16 protein-coding genes and 1 other RNA gene are annotated in these 16,318 nt (G+C 73.5%); 8 read left to right on the top strand and 9 right to left on the bottom strand.

Annotated features, from left to right (window positions below; genetic code table 11):
• The first annotated feature begins 157 nt into the window (after positions 1-157).
• The 4 genes from efeO to ABD981_RS28470 are packed head-to-tail and all read left to right on the top strand — an operon-like array spanning position 158 to position 4,541.
• Positions 158-1,315, top strand: coding sequence for an iron uptake system protein EfeO (gene efeO / locus ABD981_RS28485; RefSeq protein ID WP_046911748.1), 1,158 nt, complete (start codon positions 158-160; stop codon positions 1,313-1,315).
• A gap of 14 nt (positions 1,316-1,329) precedes the next feature.
• Positions 1,330-2,640 (top strand): iron uptake transporter deferrochelatase/peroxidase subunit, encoded by a 1,311-nt coding sequence (gene efeB / locus ABD981_RS28480; RefSeq protein WP_123955177.1) that lies wholly within the window; start codon positions 1,330-1,332, stop codon positions 2,638-2,640.
• 37 nt (positions 2,641-2,677) lie between these two features.
• Positions 2,678-3,562: an iron uptake transporter permease EfeU gene (gene efeU, locus ABD981_RS28475; protein ID WP_046911749.1), complete on the top strand. Its 885-nt coding sequence runs from the start codon at positions 2,678-2,680 to the stop codon at positions 3,560-3,562.
• Positions 3,522-4,541: an SCO2278 family lipoprotein gene (locus ABD981_RS28470; protein ID WP_046911750.1), complete on the top strand. Its 1,020-nt coding sequence runs from the start codon at positions 3,522-3,524 to the stop codon at positions 4,539-4,541. The genes efeU and ABD981_RS28470 overlap by 41 nt, the downstream gene beginning before the upstream one ends.
• 112 nt (positions 4,542-4,653) lie before the next feature.
• Here ABD981_RS28470 and ABD981_RS28465 read toward each other — a convergent pair whose 3' ends face one another.
• Together ABD981_RS28465 and ABD981_RS28460 are read right to left on the bottom strand one after the other, a co-directional pair.
• A complete protein-coding gene (locus ABD981_RS28465) occupies positions 4,654-5,433 on the bottom strand; it encodes a bifunctional DNA primase/polymerase (protein WP_046911751.1) in 780 nt (259 codons plus the stop codon).
• A 109-nt stretch (positions 5,434-5,542) separates the two neighbouring features.
• The gene (locus ABD981_RS28460) at positions 5,543-6,112 is read right to left on the bottom strand and encodes a TetR/AcrR family transcriptional regulator (protein ID WP_345530472.1); all 570 of its coding nucleotides are present in this window, start codon (positions 6,110-6,112) and stop codon (positions 5,543-5,545) included.
• A gap of 245 nt (positions 6,113-6,357) precedes the next feature.
• Between ABD981_RS28460 and ddaH the strand changes: the two genes are divergently transcribed.
• Positions 6,358-7,188, top strand: a complete 831-nt coding sequence (gene ddaH / locus ABD981_RS28455) for a dimethylargininase (RefSeq protein ID WP_338058661.1) — start codon at positions 6,358-6,360, stop codon at positions 7,186-7,188.
• Here the strand turns inward: ddaH and ABD981_RS28450 are convergent.
• From ABD981_RS28450 to ABD981_RS28440, 3 genes are all read right to left on the bottom strand, one after another.
• A complete protein-coding gene (locus ABD981_RS28450) occupies positions 7,185-8,168 on the bottom strand; it encodes a small ribosomal subunit Rsm22 family protein (protein ID WP_046911754.1) in 984 nt (327 codons plus the stop codon). The genes ddaH and ABD981_RS28450 overlap by 4 nt on opposite strands.
• A 183-nt stretch (positions 8,169-8,351) precedes the next feature.
• Entirely contained in the window at positions 8,352-9,626 is a 1,275-nt protein-coding gene (locus ABD981_RS28445) for a multidrug effflux MFS transporter (protein WP_046911755.1), read from the bottom strand.
• 32 nt (positions 9,627-9,658) lie between these two features.
• The gene (locus tag ABD981_RS28440) at positions 9,659-11,293 is read right to left on the bottom strand and encodes an alkaline phosphatase D family protein (RefSeq protein WP_046911756.1); all 1,635 of its coding nucleotides are present in this window, start codon (positions 11,291-11,293) and stop codon (positions 9,659-9,661) included.
• Positions 11,294-11,397: 104 nt separating this feature from the next.
• Here ABD981_RS28440 and ABD981_RS28435 point away from each other — a divergent pair, with 104 nt between their 5' ends.
• Positions 11,398-12,174 carry an SDR family oxidoreductase gene (locus tag ABD981_RS28435; RefSeq protein ID WP_046911757.1) on the top strand — a complete coding sequence of 259 codons (777 nt, stop codon included), beginning with the start codon at positions 11,398-11,400 and terminating at the stop codon, positions 12,172-12,174.
• Positions 12,175-12,192: 18 nt separating this feature from the next.
• Here ABD981_RS28435 and ABD981_RS28430 read toward each other — a convergent pair whose 3' ends face one another.
• From ABD981_RS28430 to ABD981_RS28420, 3 genes are all read right to left on the bottom strand, one after another.
• Positions 12,193-12,516, bottom strand: a complete 324-nt coding sequence (locus ABD981_RS28430) for a nuclear transport factor 2-like protein (protein ID WP_046911758.1) — start codon at positions 12,514-12,516, stop codon at positions 12,193-12,195.
• Between the two features lie 117 nt (positions 12,517-12,633).
• Positions 12,634-13,032, bottom strand: an RNA gene (gene rnpB, locus ABD981_RS28425) — RNase P RNA component class A.
• 18 nt (positions 13,033-13,050) lie between these two features.
• Positions 13,051-13,227, bottom strand: coding sequence for a hypothetical protein (locus ABD981_RS28420; protein ID WP_165591037.1), 177 nt, complete (start codon positions 13,225-13,227; stop codon positions 13,051-13,053).
• Between the two features lie 28 nt (positions 13,228-13,255).
• Between ABD981_RS28420 and ABD981_RS28415 the strand changes: the two genes are divergently transcribed.
• Together ABD981_RS28415 and ABD981_RS28410 are read left to right on the top strand one after the other, a co-directional pair.
• Positions 13,256-13,996, top strand: a complete 741-nt coding sequence (locus ABD981_RS28415; RefSeq protein ID WP_046911763.1) for a MerR family transcriptional regulator — start codon at positions 13,256-13,258, stop codon at positions 13,994-13,996.
• Positions 13,993-14,823 (top strand): hypothetical protein, encoded by an 831-nt coding sequence (locus tag ABD981_RS28410; protein ID WP_046911764.1) that lies wholly within the window; start codon positions 13,993-13,995, stop codon positions 14,821-14,823. The genes ABD981_RS28415 and ABD981_RS28410 overlap by 4 nt, the downstream gene beginning before the upstream one ends.
• Here ABD981_RS28410 and ABD981_RS28405 read toward each other — a convergent pair.
• Positions 14,768-16,210: an RNB domain-containing ribonuclease gene (locus tag ABD981_RS28405; protein WP_046911759.1), complete on the bottom strand. Its 1,443-nt coding sequence runs from the start codon at positions 16,208-16,210 to the stop codon at positions 14,768-14,770. The two genes, ABD981_RS28410 and ABD981_RS28405, sit on opposite strands and share 56 nt — an antisense overlap.
• Positions 16,211-16,318: the final 108 nt, after the last annotated feature.

Here is a 16,318-nt window from a genome sequence, read left to right as displayed (position 1 = left end):
CCTGAAGTCCCCATGAGCCAGCCGTGACCGGGCCGTGTCCGGGGCGTCGGTCCTGAGAGCTGAATCACTGGACGGGTGGGTATGGCTGAGGTAAGCCTCGGTTAAGTTAGGTCCGCCTCACCCCGTCCCCAGCGCCGTGTCCCCGAGTGGAGCCCTCATGCGAGCCGTCCGTCTCACCGTCGTCACCGCCGCCGCCACAGCGGCGACCCTGGCCGCCGTCACGGGCTGCACGCAGAAGAGCGACGCGAAGTCGGAGGACGGCGCGGTCCAGGTGATCGCGAAGGACGACTCCTGCGAGGTCTCGAAGAAGGACTTCCCCGCGGGTCACCTGAAGCTGAACGTGGAGAACCGCGGCTCCAAGGTCACCGAGGTCTACGTCCTGTACCCGGACGACCGGATCGTGGCCGAGCGCGAGAACATCGGCCCCGGCACCAAGGCCTCCATCACCGCCGAGATCAAGGCCGGTGACTACGAGATCGCCTGCAAGCCCGGCATGAAGGGCGACGGCATCCGGCAGAAGGTCACCGCGACCGGTGCCGGTGCCGCCGCCGTCAAGCGCTCCCCCGAGATGGACGCCGCCGTCGCCGCCTACCGCCAGTACGTGCAGGCGCAGGCCGACGCGACCCTCCCCAAGGTGAAGGTGTTCACCGACGCCGTCCGCGCCGGGAACGTCGAGGCCGCCAAGAAGGCCTACGCCGACTCCCGCATCGGCTGGGAGCGCACCGAGCCGGTCGCCGAGTCCTTCGGCGACATCGACCCCAAGGTCGACGTCCGCGAGGACGGCCTGGAGGCCGGCCAGGACCCGGCGAAGGACTGGACCGGCTGGCACCGCCTGGAGAAGGCGCTGTGGCAGGACAAGAAGATCGGCGACCGCGAGAAGCAGCTCGCCGACCTCCTCGACAAGGACCTGGCCGACTGGGTCAAGCGGGTCGGCAAGGCCGACATCACGCCCACCTCCATGGCCAACGGCGCCAAGGAGCTCCTGGACGAGGTCGCCACCGGCAAGGTCACCGGCGAGGAGGAGCGTTACTCCCACACCGACCTGGTCGACTTCAAGGCCAACGTCGAGGGCGCCCAGAAGTCCTTCGAGCTGCTCAAGCCGGTCGCCTCCAAGAACGACCCCCAGCTGGTCGCCGAGCTCGACAAGCAGTTCGCCGCCCTGAACACGCTGCTCGACAAGTACCGCACGGACAAGACCAGCTACGTCTTCACCTCGTACGAGAAGGTCGGCAAGGAGCAGCGCAAGGAGCTCTCGGACGGCGTCAACGCGCTCGCCGAGCCGCTCTCCAAGCTGGCCGCCGCGGTTGTGAAGTAAGGGGGAACGGTCCGATGAGCGAGCAGTCGAGCGAGAACTCCGCGCAGAGCACCGAGCGGACCGGTGCCGGGCAGACCGGTGCCGGGCAGGGCGCCGCGCCCTCCCGCCGCAGCGTCATCGGCTGGGGCGGGGCCGGGCTCGCGCTCGGCGCCGTCGCGGCCGGCGGCACCGTCGCCCTGACCCGGGGCGGCGACGCCACCGTCCCCGTCGCGGAGAGCGGCGCGGCCGTCCCCTTCCACGGCGCCCACCAGGCCGGCATCGCCACCGCCGTCCAGGACCGGCTGCACTTCGCGGCCTTCGACGTGAAGACGAAGGACCGCGCCGAGCTCGTCCAGCTCCTGAAGGACTGGACCCGGGCCGCCGAGCGCATGACGGCCGGCCACGAGGTCGGCGAGGGCGCCTACGGCGGCCTCCCGGAGGCCCCGCCGGACGACACCGGCGAGGCGCTCGGCCTCAAGCCCTCCCGGCTCACCCTCACCATCGGCTTCGGCCCCTCGCTCTTCGACGGGCGCTTCGGGCTGGCCGGCAAGCGGCCCGGGGCCCTGGTGGACCTGCCCAAGTTCCCGGGCGACAACCTGGACCCGGCCCGCAGCGGCGGCGACCTGTGCGTCCAGGCCTGCGCGGACGACCCGCAGGTCGCCGTGCACGCCATCCGCAACCTGGCCCGCATCGGCTTCGGCAAGGTCGCGGTGCGCTGGTCGCAGCTGGGCTTCGGCAAGACGTCCTCGACGACCCCGGACGCCCAGACCCCGCGCAACCTGTTCGGTTTCAAGGACGGCACCCGCAACATCGCCGGCACCGAGACGGACCGCCTCGCGAAGCACGTGTGGGTCGCGGGCAAGGGCGCCGAGGGCCCGGCGGCCTGGATGGACGGCGGCTCCTACCTGGTGGCCCGCCGGATCCGGATGAACGTCGAGACCTGGGACCGCACCCCGCTGGCCGAGCAGGAGGACATCTTCGGCCGCGACAAGAAGGAGGGCGCGCCCGTCGGCAAGGCCAAGGAGCACGACGAGCCGTTCCTGAAGGCCATGAAGCCGGACTCGCACGTGCGCCTGGCGCACCCCGACACCAACGGCGGGGCGACCATCCTGCGCCGCGGCTACTCCTTCACCGACGGCACGGACGGCCTCGGCCGTCTGGACGCGGGCCTGTTCTTCCTCGCGTACCAGCGGGACGTCCGTACCGGCTTCATCCCGGTGCAGACCTCGCTGTCGCGGTCCGACGCGCTCAACGAGTACACCCAGCACGTGGGTTCGGCACTGTTCGCGATCCCTCCGGGCGTCCGGGACAAGGACGACTGGTGGGGCCGGGCGCTGTTCGCCTGAGGTCGCGTACAACCCCGTCATCCAAGAAGGGACCGACGTGTTCGGCAACTATCTGATCGGCCTGCGCGAGGGGCTCGAGGCCAGCCTGGTCGTCTGCATCCTCATCGCCTACCTGGTGAAGACCGGGCGCAGGGACGCCCTGCGGCCGATCTGGATCGGCATCGGCGTCGCCGTCGCGCTCGCGCTGGCCTTCGGCGCCGGCCTCACGTTCGGCTCGCAGGAGCTGACCTTCGAGGCGCAGGAGCTGCTCGGCGGTTCGCTGTCGATCCTCGCCGTGGTCCTGGTGACCTGGATGGTCTTCTGGATGCGACGCACCGCGCGGCACCTGAAGACCGAGCTGCACGGCAAGCTGGACGCGGCGCTGGAGATGGGCACGGGCGCGCTGGTCGCGACCGCGTTCCTTGCGGTGGGCCGGGAGGGCCTGGAGACGGCGCTGTTCGTGTGGGCGTCGGTGCGGGCCTCCTCGGACGGCACGCACGCGCCGCTGGTCGGCGTGGTCCTGGGGCTGCTGACGGCCGTGTTCCTGGGCTGGCTGTTCTACCGGGGCGCGCTGAAGATCAACCTGGCGAAGTTCTTCACCTGGACCGGCGGCATGCTGGTCGTGGTCGCCGCCGGCGTCCTCGCGTACGGCGTGCACGACCTGCAGGAGGCGGACTTCCTCGGCGGCCTGGCGAACAAGGCCTTCGACGTCTCCGCGACGATCCCCCCGGACAGCTGGTACGGCACGCTCCTCAAGGGCGTGTTCAACTTCCAGCCCGACCCGACGGTGCTTCAGGTCACGGTGTGGGCCGCTTATCTGATCCCGACGCTCGCCGTGTTCCTGGCCCCGGTAGGGTCGGGTCCGTCCAAGCGGGTGGCGAAGCAGAAGGCGACCGAGACCGATGAGAAGGCTGAGGCGACCGGCGTCGAGGCGACCGGCTGACACGCTCCTCGCGGCGGCGACGGCTTCCGTCCTCGCCCTGACCGCGAGCGGCTGTGTGACGGTGCACGGCGAGCGGGAGCTGATGCCCGCCGCGACGAAGGCCGAGGCCGAACAGGCCCTCAAGGACTTCACCGAGGCCTACAACAAGGCCGACAAGGCCTACGACCCGGCCCTCGACGCGGGCCGGGTCACCGGCCCGATGGGCGAGATCAACCAGGCGGGTCTGACCTCCCGCCAGAAGTCCAGCCCCGGCGGCAACCCGGACCACCGGCCGCTGGAGCTCACGGACGCGAAGTTCTCCATACCCCGGAAGGCCGGCTGGCCGCGCTTCTTCGTCGCGGACACCGACTCCAACCGGGACACCGACCAGGGGCCCGGCGACAACCGCTGGCTCCTGGTCTTCGTGCGTGGCGGCGCCCAGCAGCTGTGGGAGGTCGCCTACCTGTCGATCCTGAGCCCCGGCGACGTCCCCGCGTTCACGAGCGAGGCGGGGTACGCGGTGCCCGTCGGCACCGGCACCCAGGGCCTCGCGGTCGCGCCGCAGGAGCTGGGCGAGCGGTACGTGTCCTTCCTCAAGGAGGGCGCCGCCGGCGGGCCGGGGCCGTTCGCGGCCGGGCCGCACACCACCGAGTGGCGGGCCGAGCGGGAGAAGGACGCCAAGCGGCCCGGGCTGGTCACGCAGTACGTCGACCGGGCCGACAGCGCCGGGTCCTTCGCGCCGCTGGGGCTCGCGACGGAGGACGGCGGGGCGCTGGTCTTCTTCGCCACCCGCTACTTCGAGCGCCAGACGGCGGCGCGGGGCTACCGGCCGAAGGTCGGCAAGGACGTGAAGGCGCTGCTGACCGGCGAGGTCAAGAACACGGTCACCAAGCGGTGGGTGTCGAGCCAGACGGTGCTGGTGAAGCCGGCGGGCACGGAACGCGACGCGGTCGCGGTCGTGGGCCGGCTCCAGGGCGTGACGGCGGCGGAGGGGTCGTAGCCCCTCGCCGGCCGGGTCCGTCGTGGTGACGGCGGGTCGGCCCGCGCCGCCGCCGCGCTGAGGGCCTCGGGGCCTCGGGCCTTGAACCTCGGGCCTCGGGCCTCGGGAAGCCTCAGCGGCTGAGCGGCCAGGCCGGCTCGTGGTCCGCGGGCTCCCCCTGCTCGGCCTGGGCGGCCGCGTGGCGGGCGCAGGCGTCGGTGAGGGCCTCCAGGAGGTTCAGCGGCTCGGGCAGGGGGTGCTCGGGTCCGCGGACCCAGGAGAGGACCGGCTGGCTGCCCTCGTCACCGGGGAGCCGGGACGGCGGTACGAGGACGTAGCTGCCGCGGCAGTGCCAGCGGAGCCCCGGGTGCTCGTCCATGGTCTCGGGGTGGCAGTCCAGCTCGCAGGGCCACCACTCGTCCTCGTCCTCGGGGGTGCCGCGGGTGGCGGTGAAGAAGAGCATCCGGCCGTCGTCCGCGCGGTCCTCGGCGGCGCCGGACACGACCACGGGGCCGACCTCGACCTCCTCGGCGAGCAGCCGGTCCAGGGCAGCCCGGCCGGCGGCGTAGGGGACGTCGAGGACGTCGTGGACCATGCCGGTGGCGGTGACGAAGTTCGCCTCGGGCTGGTTGCGGGCCCAGCGCTCGATCTGGGCGCGGTCGGTGGTCGACTGGGTCTGCCAGGCGAAGGAGACGGGGTGCCGGGCGGGGGTCGGACAGCCGATCCGCTCACAGGAACACCGGTAGCCGACGGGGTACGCGGCGGGGGCCAGCGGCATCCCCGCGGCGGCGACGGCCAGGAGCGCGTTCTCGCGGTCGTTCTCGACGTCGGCCGCGCTCCGCTTGGGGCGCCTGCGCAGCCACTGTGCGAGTTTGCTCTCCGTGCCGCGGTAGCGGCCGATGCCGTCGCCCATCTATCCCCTCACACCTCGTGCTCGCCCGTTCGGTACCACGGGCTCTCCATGGTCCCACCATCCTGCGCCCCGGGTGACCGGAGTCGGGAACCGGGGGGCGGGCCGGTTCTCACGGACGGGTGCCGAGGCCGCGCAGCGCGTAGTCGACGAGGGTGTCCGCGTAGGCGTGGGTGAGCGGCAGGGTGCGGTGCAGCCAGCGGTGGTGCAGCGGTCCGACGAGGAGTTCGAGGGCGATGCGCGGGTCCACGGCGGGGTCGACGTCACCGGCGGCCTGGGCGGCCTCGATGCGGCGCACGTACTGCTGGAGCTGGGGTTCGAGGAGCCTGGCGGTGAACTCGGCGCCGAGGGCGGGGTCGACGACGCCCTCGGCGGCGAGCGCGCGGGTGGGGCGGTCGAAGGCCGGGTCGTTGAGCTCGTCGACGGTGGCCCGCAGGACGAGCTTGAGGTCGGCGGCGAGGTCACCGGTGTCGGGGATCTCACTTCCGGCGTCGCCGCCGAGGGCCTCGTTCGCCTGCTCGGCCAGGTCGAGGAAGGCCTCCATGAGGACGGCGGGCTTGGAGTTCACCGGCCACCAGCGGTAGATGGTCTGCTTGCCGACGCCCGCGCGGGAGGCGATGCCCTCGACGGTGGTCCTGGCATAGCCGTTCTCGGAGACGAGGTCGAGGGCGGCGGCGTAGATGGCACGGCGGGAGCGCTCGCTGCGGCGGGAGGAGTCGGGGGCCTTGGGGGGGCGCCTCGGAGCCGGGGGCCTTGCCGGGGGCTTCGGAGTCGGTCATGCGTCAAACCTAGCAGTGCCGAGACGCATCGTCTCGGCACTCCCCCGGCCACCGGATCGTCATCCGAACCACCCGAACGGTCCACTGCGCGCGGCCCCCGGAAAGCGGACCATGGGCTCAACGCTCAGCGACCGTAGAGGAGCCCTCTTTGCGCCACACTCCGCGCGAGGCCTCGCCCCGCCGTTATCTGATGTGCCCACCCACGCACTTCAAGGTGACGTACTCCATCAACCCCTGGATGGACCCGACGAAACCGGTCGACCTGCCGCTGGCCCTCGCGCAGTGGGAGGATCTGCGCGACCGCTACCGCGCGCTCGGCCACACCGTGGAACTTCTCGATCCGGTTCCCGGCCTGCCGGACATGGTCTTCGCCGCGAACGGCGCCACCGTGGTGGACGGCCGCGTGCTGGGCGCGAGGTTCGCCCACCCGGAGCGCTCGGACGAGGCGGCGGCGCACCTGGACTGGTTCCGCAGGAACGGTTACCCGGACGCCGACGTGCGGGTGCCGGAGCACGTGAACGAGGGCGAGGGCGACTTCGCCGTGACCGACGCGTGGATCCTGGCCGGCCGGGGCTTCCGCTCCAGCCCGCTCTCGCACGACGAGGCCCAGGAGTTCTTCGGGCGCCCGGTGATCGGCCTGGAGCTGGTGGACCCGCGCTACTACCACCTGGACACCGCGCTGTGCGTCCTGGACGACGCCCGGGACGAGGTCATGTACTACCCGGGCGCCTTCTCCCCCGGCAGCCGCTCCGTCCTGGAACGGCTCTTCCCGGACGCCCTGATCGCCACCGCCGAGGACGCCGCCGCGCTCGGACTGAACGCGGTGAGCGACGGCCGGCACGTGCTGCTCCCGCAGGCGGCGGTGGGCCTGTTCGGCCCGCTGCGGGAGCGCGGCTTCGAACCGGTCGGCATGGACCTGGGCGAGCTGCTCAAGGGCGGCGGCAGCGTGAAGTGCTGCACCCAGGAGCTGCGGCCCTAGGAGCCCTCCTCCGGCGGCCAGGAGTCGCCCCACTCGGCGTCACGGGCCTGCTTGTACAGGGGCCCGTGCCGCTTGGTGACCGTCTCGCGGGCGAGCCCGTCCGGCCCGCAGAGCTCCAGCAGGACCTGCCCCTTGCGGATCTGCGGGCGGCGGGTGATGCGGGAGGCGGCGGGGTCCGTCGGGAACCGCGCGGCGGCGACGTACGCGTACTTCTCGTCCTCGTACGGCAGCGAACCGCCCTTCACCTTGCGGTGCAGGGAGGAGCGGCTGACCCGGGCCGAGAAGTGGCACCAGTCGGTGCCCGGCACGATCGGGCAGGCCCCGCTGTGCGGGCAGGGCGCGGCGACGGTGAAGCCGGCGTCGACGAGGGCGGACCGGGCGGCGATGATCCGCTCGTACCCGTCGGGGGTGCCCGGCTCCACGACCACGACGGCCTGCGCGACGCGGGCGGCCTCGGCGACGAGCGCGGCCCGGTCCTGCTCGGTCAGCTCCTTGAGCACGTACGACACGGTCACGAGGTCCGCCTCGTCGAGGCGCAGCGCGGTGCCGACGCGCTCGCGCCGCCAGTCGGCGTCGAGGACCCCGGAGGCCAGCTCGCGCCCGAGGACGAGCGCGGGCTCGGCCCAGTCGAGGACGCGGGTGCGGGGCGCGGACCCGTCCCACAGGTCGGCGACGGCCCAGGTGGCGGCGCCGGTCCCGCCGCCGACGTCGGTGTGGGTGGCGGGCACCCAGTCCGGCGCGGCGTCGCGCAGCGCGGCGAGGGCGCCCCGGGCTGCCTCGAAGGTGGCGGGCATCCGGTAGGCGGCGTACGCGACCACGTCGGACCGGTCGCGCAGCACGGGCGCGTCGGTCGGGGTCGTCCCCCGGTAGTGCGCGATCAGGCGCTCGACGGCCCGGGCGGCCTGCGAGGACGGCAGCCCGTCGACGACCCCGGCGAGGGCGGCGCGCAGGGACTCGGCGGAGGCGGGGGATCCATTCACCGCACGATTCTAGGCGCCGGTACGGGCTCGGGCCCGCCGCGGGCCCTGCGGCCGCGGGCCCGGCGTCAGTGGGGCTTCGGCCGTGCCGCGCCGGATCCGGTGGAGCGGTCGGAGGGCGCCTCGGCCCACCAGACGTGCGTGACCCCCGGGGGTTGCGACCCGTCCCGGAAATTCCTCGTGCGATCAGGCGGCCGGCTGCTCCGGTGCCACGCGCCAGGGGCGGCACAGCAGCAGGAAGCAGGCGATGGCGGCGACCGCGCAGCTGACCTGGACGACCGCCATGGGGACGGCGGTGGTCTCGCCCGCGATGCCGACGAGCGGGGAGGCGACGGCGCCGATGAGGAAGGAGGAGGTGCCCAGCAGGGCGGAGGCGGAGCCGGCCGCGTGCGGGGTGCGCATGAGGGCCTGGGCCTGGGTGTTGGGCAGGGCGAGGCCCATCGCCGACATCAGCACGAAGAGTCCGGCGGCGACGGCCGCGAGGCCGGGCTCGCCGAAGACACCGGTGGTCATCAGGAGCAGGGCGACGGAGGCGAGCAGGATGATGCCGAGGCCCCAGCCGAGCACCTTGTCGAGGCTGACCCGGCCGACGAGCAGCCGGCCGTTGATCTGGCCGACGGCGACGAGTCCGACGGAGTTGAGCCCGAAGAGCAGGCTGAAGGTCTGCGGGGAGGCCCCGTAGATCTCCTGGACGACGAAGGGCGAGGCGGAGATGTAGGCGAAGAGCACGGCGAAGGCGAGTCCGCCGGCCAGCATGTAGCCGGCGAAGACCCGGTCGGCGAGCAGCCCGCGCATGGTGCGCAGGGCCACGCCGACGCCGCCCGCGTGGCGGCGCTCGGGCGGCAGGCTCTCGTGGAGGAAGCGCCAGACGACCAGGGTGAGGACGATTCCGACTCCGGTGAGGACGTGGAAGACGCCCCGCCAGTCGGTGATCCGCAGGATCTGTCCGCCGATGAGCGGGGCGACGACCGGGGCGACGCCGGAGATCAGCATCAGGGTGGAGAAGAACCGGGCCATCTCGACGCCGTCGTACAGGTCGCGGACGACCGCGCGGGCGATCACGATGCCGGCCGCGCCCGCGAGGCCCTGGAGCAGCCGGAAACCGATGAGGAGTCCGGCGGAGGGGGCGAGGGCGCAGACGGCGGTGGCGAGGACGTACACGACCATGCCGACGAGCAGCGGCCGACGGCGGCCCCACTTGTCGCTCATGGGGCCGACGACGAGCTGGCCGAGCGCCATGCCGGCGAGGCAGGCGGTCAGGGTGAGCTGGACGGTGGCGGCGGGTGCGCGGAGCACCTCGGTGACCTCCGGCAGGGCCGGCAGGTACATGTCCATGGAGAGCGGCGGGAGGGCGGTGAGACCGCCGAGCACGAGGGTCACGAGCAGCCCGGCCCTGCGGGCGGTGGCGGCCGGTGCGCCGGCTATGTGGGGTTTGGTGGTGGTCCGGCCGCTCTCCGGCATCGCTGCTCCGTTTCGTTGAATCCTTCCCTATGTTAGGCGGGGGTGAGTCCGGGGTCGCCCGCCTCGGTGACGAAGGACGCGGCGGTGGCGACCGGCGCGCCGGGGGTGGTCACGGCGGAGACCGTGCGGAAGTCGGCCCGCGCGCTGTCCCGCCCGAGCGCGACCGTCACGTAGCCGCGGCGCCCGTCGTAGAACTTCAGGTGCGGGTTGGCGCGGGTGAGGTCGGCGTGGTTGGACGGCCGCTGCGTCCCGTTCTTCCCGCTGCTGATCGAGGTGGTGACGATCTCGGTGCCGAGGGTCCGGGAGCCGGGGTCGCGGAAGTCGGCCTTGATGTCGAGGCCGTACGCGACGTGGACGTCGCCGGTGAGCACCATCAGGTTCTCCACCCCGGCCGCCTGCGCCCCGGCGAGGACGCGCTGCCGGGAGGCGGGGTAGCCGTCCCAGGAGTCCATGGACAGCTTGAAGGCGGAGGTGGGGACGTTGCGGCGCTCGGAGAGGACGACCTGCTGCGGCAGGACGTTCCACAGGGCGCGCGAGTCCCGCCAGCCGTCGATCAGCCAGCGCTCCTGGGCGGCGCCGGTCAGGGTGCGCGCCGGGTCCTCCGACTCCGGGCCCGGGACCTGCCAGCCGTCGCCGTACGCCTGGTCCGAGCGGTACTGGCGGGTGTCGAGGACGTCGAACTGCGCGAGCCGCCCGAAGCGCAGCCGCCGGTACAGCCGCATGTCCGGGCCCCGGGGGCGCTGGGGGCGGCGCAGCGGCTGGTTCTCCCAGTAGGCGCGGTAGGCGGCGGCGCGGCGGATCAGGAACTCCTCCGGCGGCACGTCGTTCTCGGGGGTGTCGCCCGCGTAGTTGTTCTCGGTCTCGTGGTCGTCCCAGGTGACGACGAAGGGGTGGGCGGCGTGCGCGGCGATCAGGTCCGGGTCGGACTTGTAGAGGGCGTAGCGCAGCCGGTAGTCGTCCAGGGTCGTGGTCTCCCGGTCGAACACGCCCGGCAGGACCCGGTCCGTGTAGGCCCGCGCGCCGCCGACCGCGTTCACGGCGTACTCGTACAGGTAGTCGCCGAGGTGGAAGACGACGTCGAGGTCCTCGTCGGCGAGGTGCCGGTAGGCCGTGAAGTAGCCGTCGTGGTACGCCTGGCAGGAGACGGCGGCGAGCTTCAGACGGGTGTTGTCCGCGCCGGGCGCGGGGGCGGTGAGGGTGCGGCCGACCGGGCTGGTCCAGGCCCCGGCGCGGAAGCGGTAGAAGTAGACGCGGCCGGGGGCGAGGTGGTCGACCTCGACGTGCACGGTGTGGTCGAACTCGGGGTGGGCGAGCGCGGTGCCGCGCCGGACCCCCCGCCGGAAGCGCTCGTCGTGGGCGAGCTCCCACTGGACGGTGACCCGACCGCCGGCGGGCAGGCCGCCGCCGGTCTCGTACGGGCGCGGGGCGAGCCGCGTCCACAGCAGCACCGAACCGGGCAGCGGGTCGCCGGAGGCCACCCCGAGGGTGAACGGGTCGTCGGTGATGCGGCGGGCGTCGAGCTCGGCGGCGGCGGCCGTGCCGGCGGCGGGCAGGTTCACCGCGAAGGCGAGCGCGGCGGCGGCACCGGTGGCCGTGAGGAAGCGGCGGCGTCCTAAGTGGCGCGCGACGGCGCGGAGTTCGTCGGCGTGGGTCTGCGTGGCGGTCATGTACCCCTCCCCTGACGGATGTTGTCCTTCCGTTTTATTGCAGGGGTACGGGACGACCTCACGTTGTCGGGTACAGAACATCCACGTGTCGGACGGATGAGTTCATGGGGCACGGGTCTGCCGTACGCTGCGCGCCCATGAGCATCGCAGTGGTGACGGGAGCGGGATCGGGCATCGGCCGGAGCGTGGCGCGGGCCCTGGCGGCGGCCGGCTGGTCGGTGGCGCTGGCGGGCCGCCGCCTGGCCCCCCTGGAGGAGACGGCGGCCGCCCTCCCCTCCGCCGAGGTGCTGTGCGTCCCCACCGACGTGACCTCGCCCGAGCAGGTGGCGTCCCTCTTCGAGGCCGTGCGGGACCGGTTCGGCCGGGTCGACCTGCTCTTCAACAACGCGGGTACGTTCGCGGGCGGCGGCGTCCCCGTGGAGGAGCTGGACCCCGAGACCTGGCGCGCGGTGGTGGACGTCAACCTGACGGGCGCGTTCCTGTGCGCGCAGGCCGCGTTCCGCGCGATGAAGGACCAGTCGCCGCAGGGCGGCCGGATCATCAACAACGGCTCCATCTCGGCGCACGTGCCGCGCCCCCACTCCATCGCGTACACGGCGACGAAGCACGCGATGACGGGCCTGACGAAGTCCCTGTCGCTGGACGGGCGTCCGTACCGGATCGCCTGCGGTCAGCTCGACATCGGCAACGCGGCGACGGAGATGACCGCCCGCATGCAGACCGGCATCCTCCAGGCCAACGGCGAGCTGGCGGCGGAGCCGGTCATGGACGCGGCGGACGTGGCGGCGACGCTGGTGCACATGGCGGGACTGCCGCTGGAGGCGAACGTGCAGTTCGCGACGGTGATGGCGACGACGATGCCGTACATCGGGCGGGGCTGAGCCCCGCCCGGGACCTCGTCAGGCCTGCCCGGTCTCGAACCGCGCGATCTGCCCGCCGTCGACGGTGAACCGCCAGGCGGTCCGCATCGCCCCCCAGGTGTCATTGGTGTACGTGGCCACCAGCGCCCGACCGCCGTCCGCCTCCGCCTCGACCTCCATGCGCCCGCCCGAGGAGAAGATCTCCCGCTCGGTCCAGTCGTTCACGTCCCGGTCCGACCCGTCGTCGGACATGGTGGCGCCGGGAGCGAGGACGGCGGCGAAGGCCTGCCGGTCATGGGCGTTGAGCGCGGTGACGAAGGCCCGCACGGTGGGATCACTGAGCTGTTCCACGGGAATGGTCATGCCCCACCGGTACACCGGGCACGGGCCCGCCCCCCGGACCGACACCACGACGGCCCCCACCCGGACCAACGGGCCGAGGCCCCCGTCGGAACGGGGGCCTCGCTCGCGTGTGAGGGGCAGACGAGTCGGGCTGTACGCCGGGTTCTGTACCCCGGGACCTCGCGGTCGTCGGGGTGACGGCCATCCATCTAGGACCGGCGTTGCCGCCGGCCTCGTGCGGTCTACCCGCGGACTCGGGCGGGCAGCCCTCGAACGTCCGCGCAGGAACACCGAGGCGTTCCCTTTTGACCTTGCTCCTGGTGGGGTTTACCGAGCCGCCTGAGTCACCTCAGGCGCTGGTGGTCTCTTACACCACCGTTTCACCCTTACCGAGGACCGAGGTCCCCGGCGGTCTGTTTTCTGTGGCACTGTCCCGCGGGTCACCCCGGGTGGCCGTTAGCCACCACCTTGCCCTGTGGAGCCCGGACGTTCCTCGGGAAGACCCGAAGGTCTCCACGCGGCCGCCCGCCCGGCTCGTCTGCCGTGCCGACCATGCTACCTGCCGATTCGGACGAAGTCGGCCGTCTCCAGGTCGAAGCCGAAGGGGTCGGGGGGAGCGAGGGCCTTGCCGAACGGCACGCGGTGCCGCTCGCGGTGGCCGCCGAGGAGAGGACGGGGGACGGTGATCCGGGACGGGCCGGGGAGGGCGGCTTGACCTTGTCGCAGCGTCAAGGTTTCTACTGGGGCCATGGGCAAGGGCATGCGTATCGGCGAGATCGCCGCACTCGTCGGGGTCACCCCGCGGGCCGTGCGGCACTATCACCACCTCGGGCTGCTGCCCGAGCCCGAGCGGCGGGCGAACGGGTACCGGGAGTACGGGGTCCGGGACGCCGTGGTGCTCGCGCGGATCCGGCGGCTGACCGAGCTGGGGCTCGGGCTCGACGAGGTGCGGGACGTGCTCGCGGACCAGGCCGGGCGGGAGCTGGTGGAGATCCTGGAGGAGCTGGACGGGGACCTGGCGCGCCAGGAGGGGGTGATCCGGGAGCGGCGGGCGCGGCTCGCGGAGCTGCTCGGGCAGGCGCGGGCGGGGCGGCTGGCGGCGGACGGGCCGGTGTCGGCGGAGCTGGCGGAGCTGCTCGCCGAACTGGGTGACGCGCCCGGACTGGCCGCGTCGCCGATGGCCGTGAAGGACCGGGAGCTGCTGACCCTGCTCGACACCGTGGTCCCGGCCGAGGAGCGGGCCCGGCTGATGGAGCTGATGCGGAAGGCGTCCGGGCACGCGCCCGCGGTGTACGCGCGGCTCGACGCCCTCGCCGACGCGGCGCCCGGCGACCCCCGGGTCGCGGAGGCGGCCGCGGAGCTCGCCGCCTGCCTGCCGGACGAGGCCGGGCTCGAGCTGCCCGAGAGCGGGCTCGCCGACGTCTTCTTCGGCGACCTCTCCCCGGCCCAGGCCGCCGCCGTGCGCCAGGGGCTGCGTCTGGTGTGGGAGCGGACGCGATGAGGTACGCCGCCTACGCCCTCCTCCCCGCCGAGCTGGTCCTCGTGGTCTGTCTCGTCGCCGGGGTACGGGTCCCCACGCCCGTCCTCGCCGTCGCCGAGGCGGCCGTGGCCCTGCTGCTGACCGTCGAGGCCGTCGCCTTCCTGCGGCTGCGGCGGCGCGGCCTGTCCGCCCGGGCCGCGCTCGAACGGCTCGTGCCGGAGCCGGTGCTGCGGCTGGTCGGGCACGAGCTGCGGCTGCTCGCGAGCCTGGCCCGCTGGGTGGCCCGGCGCCCGCACGGGGCCGGGCCGGGCACCACGGCGTTCCCGCACGCGCGGGACCAGGCGGCCCTCATGTACGGCTTCGCCTTCGTGTGCGTCGTGGAGACGGTCGGCATGTCGTACCTGCTGGCCGACTGGCCCGCGGTGCACGCCGTCGTCCTGGTGCTCGACGTGTACACCGTGCTCTTCGTGCTCGGGCTGCACGCCGCCTCCGCGACCCGGCCGCACCTCCTGACCGGGGACGCGCTGCGGGTGCGGCAGGCGGCCCACGTGGACCTGCGCATCCCGCTGGAGCGGATCGCCGCCGTCCGCCACGAGTCGCTGTTCTCGCACGAGAAGGCGGAGGGCGAGCTGAACCTGGCGGTGGGTTCGCAGACCTCCCTCACGCTGGAGCTCACCGCACCCGTGCCCGCGCCCCGGCTGTTCGGCGCGCCCCGGCCCGTGCACACCGTCCGGCTCCACGCGGACGACGCCCGGGCGCTCGTACGGGCGCTGCGCGGGGCGCTCGACCCGGCTACGCGGGCGCGAACAGCACCTTCGCCCGTCCAGGATCCGCCTTCGTCAGCCTGACCCGCAGCGGGTCGCCGAGCGGCAGCGGCGCCCCGTCGGCCTCGACCCGGCCGATCACCGCCGGGTCCGGCAGGTGCACGGTGCCGACGTCGGGCTCGTGTTCCTGGACGTCGATGACGACGGAGTCGAAGGTCTCGCCGATCCGGTGGCTCATCAGGGCCGCCTCGACGATGTCGACGCTCTCCCGCTCGGCCTTGTTGGCGAGCTTCGTCCCCCTCGCCATGTCCTGGGGCAGCGTGTCGAGCGCGCTCAGCACCCACTCGGGCGGCGCCGTGCCGGCGGCCGCGGCGAGGCTCAGCTCGCCGGTGTAGCGGTCGATGAGCCGGCGCAGCGGGGCCGTGCAGTGGGTGTACTCGTCGGCGACGGCCGCGTGGACCGCCGGGGTGGGGACGTGTCCGCCGGTGAAGGGGGTGTAGTCGGAGCCGCGCAGCAGGCTGGTGGCGTCCTGGAGGAAGGCGGCGTGCCGGGGGTTGTCCGGGTCGAGGGAGCGGATGAGCTCCGCGTACGAGACGTGGTGCGGCCAGTCGATCCCGAGGGCCTTGGCGGAGAGCCGCAGCCTGGCGACGGCCCCGTCGGGGGCGGGCGGCAGGGTGCGCAGCACGCCGGTGCCCGCGGCGATCATCAGGTCGGCGGCGGCCATTCCGGTGAGCAGGGAGATCTGGGCGTTCCAGCCGTCGACGGGCAGCGGGGCGCGGTAGTGGAGCGTGTAGGTGCCGCCGGTCTCGACGACCTCCTGTTCGGGGACGTTGAGGGAGACGCCGCCGCGTTCGATCTCCAGCTGCTCGCGCAGCGGTCCGATGTGCGCGAGGAGGGCGAGCGGCTCCTCGGCGGTGCCCGCGTCGATCAGGGCCTGCGCGCCCGCGTAGTCCAGCTTGGTGCGGCTGCGGACGAGGGCGCGGCGCACGTCGACGGCGACCTGCCGGCCGTCGGCGTCGAGGTCGATGCGCCAGAGGAGGGCGGGGGCGGTGTTGCCGGGGAGGAGGCTGGCCGCGCCCTCGGAGAGCACGGCGGGGTGCAGCGGCACCTTGCCGTCGGGGAGGTAGAGGGTGGTGACCCGCTTGTGCGCCTCGGCGTCGATCGCGCCGCCCGGGGCGACGAAGGCGGCGACGTCGGCGATGGCGTAGTGGACGCGGTAGCCGCCCTCGGGGCGGCGGGCCAGGTGCATGGCCTGGTCCAGGTCCCGGGAGGTCGGCGGGTCGATGGTGAAGAAGGGGATGTCCGTGGCGTCGTAGCCGGGCAGGTGCGGCGCCGCGGCGGCGGCTTCCGCCTCGGCGAGGACCACCGGCGAGAAGGCCTCGGGCAGACCCAGATCGGTACGGAGGGCACGCAGGGCGGCCGACAGCGGAGCGTCCGCTGCGGCGGTCACGTGGAGGTGTCGGCGGGGCATGGACCGAGCGTAGGACGGGGGGGTGGGGGGCGGCACCTCGTCGCGGGCGGCGGCGCCGCGGCCCCTTCGCCACCTCGTACCCTGGGGCCCGGGGCCGCACCCCCACCC

Source organism: Streptomyces showdoensis (assembly GCF_039535475.1).
Classification (GTDB): Bacteria; Actinomycetota; Actinomycetes; order Streptomycetales; family Streptomycetaceae; genus Streptomyces; species Streptomyces showdoensis.
This window is presented reverse-complemented; position numbering and strand designations above follow the sequence as displayed.

Bases quoted from the DNA above. Each gene is read 5' to 3' on its own strand.
- ABD981_RS28440 (WP_046911756.1), bottom strand. From the start codon at position 11,293: ATGACCGCCACGCAGACCCACGCCGACGAACTCCGCGCCGTCGCGCGC.
- ABD981_RS28430 (WP_046911758.1), bottom strand. From the start codon at position 12,516: ATGACCATTCCCGTGGAACAGCTCAGTGATCCCACCGTGCGGGCCTTC.
- efeO (WP_046911748.1), top strand. From the start codon at position 158: ATGCGAGCCGTCCGTCTCACCGTCGTCACCGCCGCCGCCACAGCGGCG.
- ABD981_RS28415 (WP_046911763.1), top strand. From the start codon at position 13,256: ATGCGTATCGGCGAGATCGCCGCACTCGTCGGGGTCACCCCGCGGGCC.
- ABD981_RS28465 (WP_046911751.1), bottom strand. From the start codon at position 5,433: ATGGGCGACGGCATCGGCCGCTACCGCGGCACGGAGAGCAAACTCGCA.
- ABD981_RS28470 (WP_046911750.1), top strand. From the start codon at position 3,522: ATGAGAAGGCTGAGGCGACCGGCGTCGAGGCGACCGGCTGACACGCTC.
- ABD981_RS28405 (WP_046911759.1), bottom strand. From the start codon at position 16,210: ATGCCCCGCCGACACCTCCACGTGACCGCCGCAGCGGACGCTCCGCTG.
- ABD981_RS28410 (WP_046911764.1), top strand. From the start codon at position 13,993: ATGAGGTACGCCGCCTACGCCCTCCTCCCCGCCGAGCTGGTCCTCGTG.
- ABD981_RS28445 (WP_046911755.1), bottom strand. From the start codon at position 9,626: ATGCCGGAGAGCGGCCGGACCACCACCAAACCCCACATAGCCGGCGCA.
- efeB (WP_123955177.1), top strand. From the start codon at position 1,330: ATGAGCGAGCAGTCGAGCGAGAACTCCGCGCAGAGCACCGAGCGGACC.
- ABD981_RS28435 (WP_046911757.1), top strand. From the start codon at position 11,398: ATGGGGCACGGGTCTGCCGTACGCTGCGCGCCCATGAGCATCGCAGTG.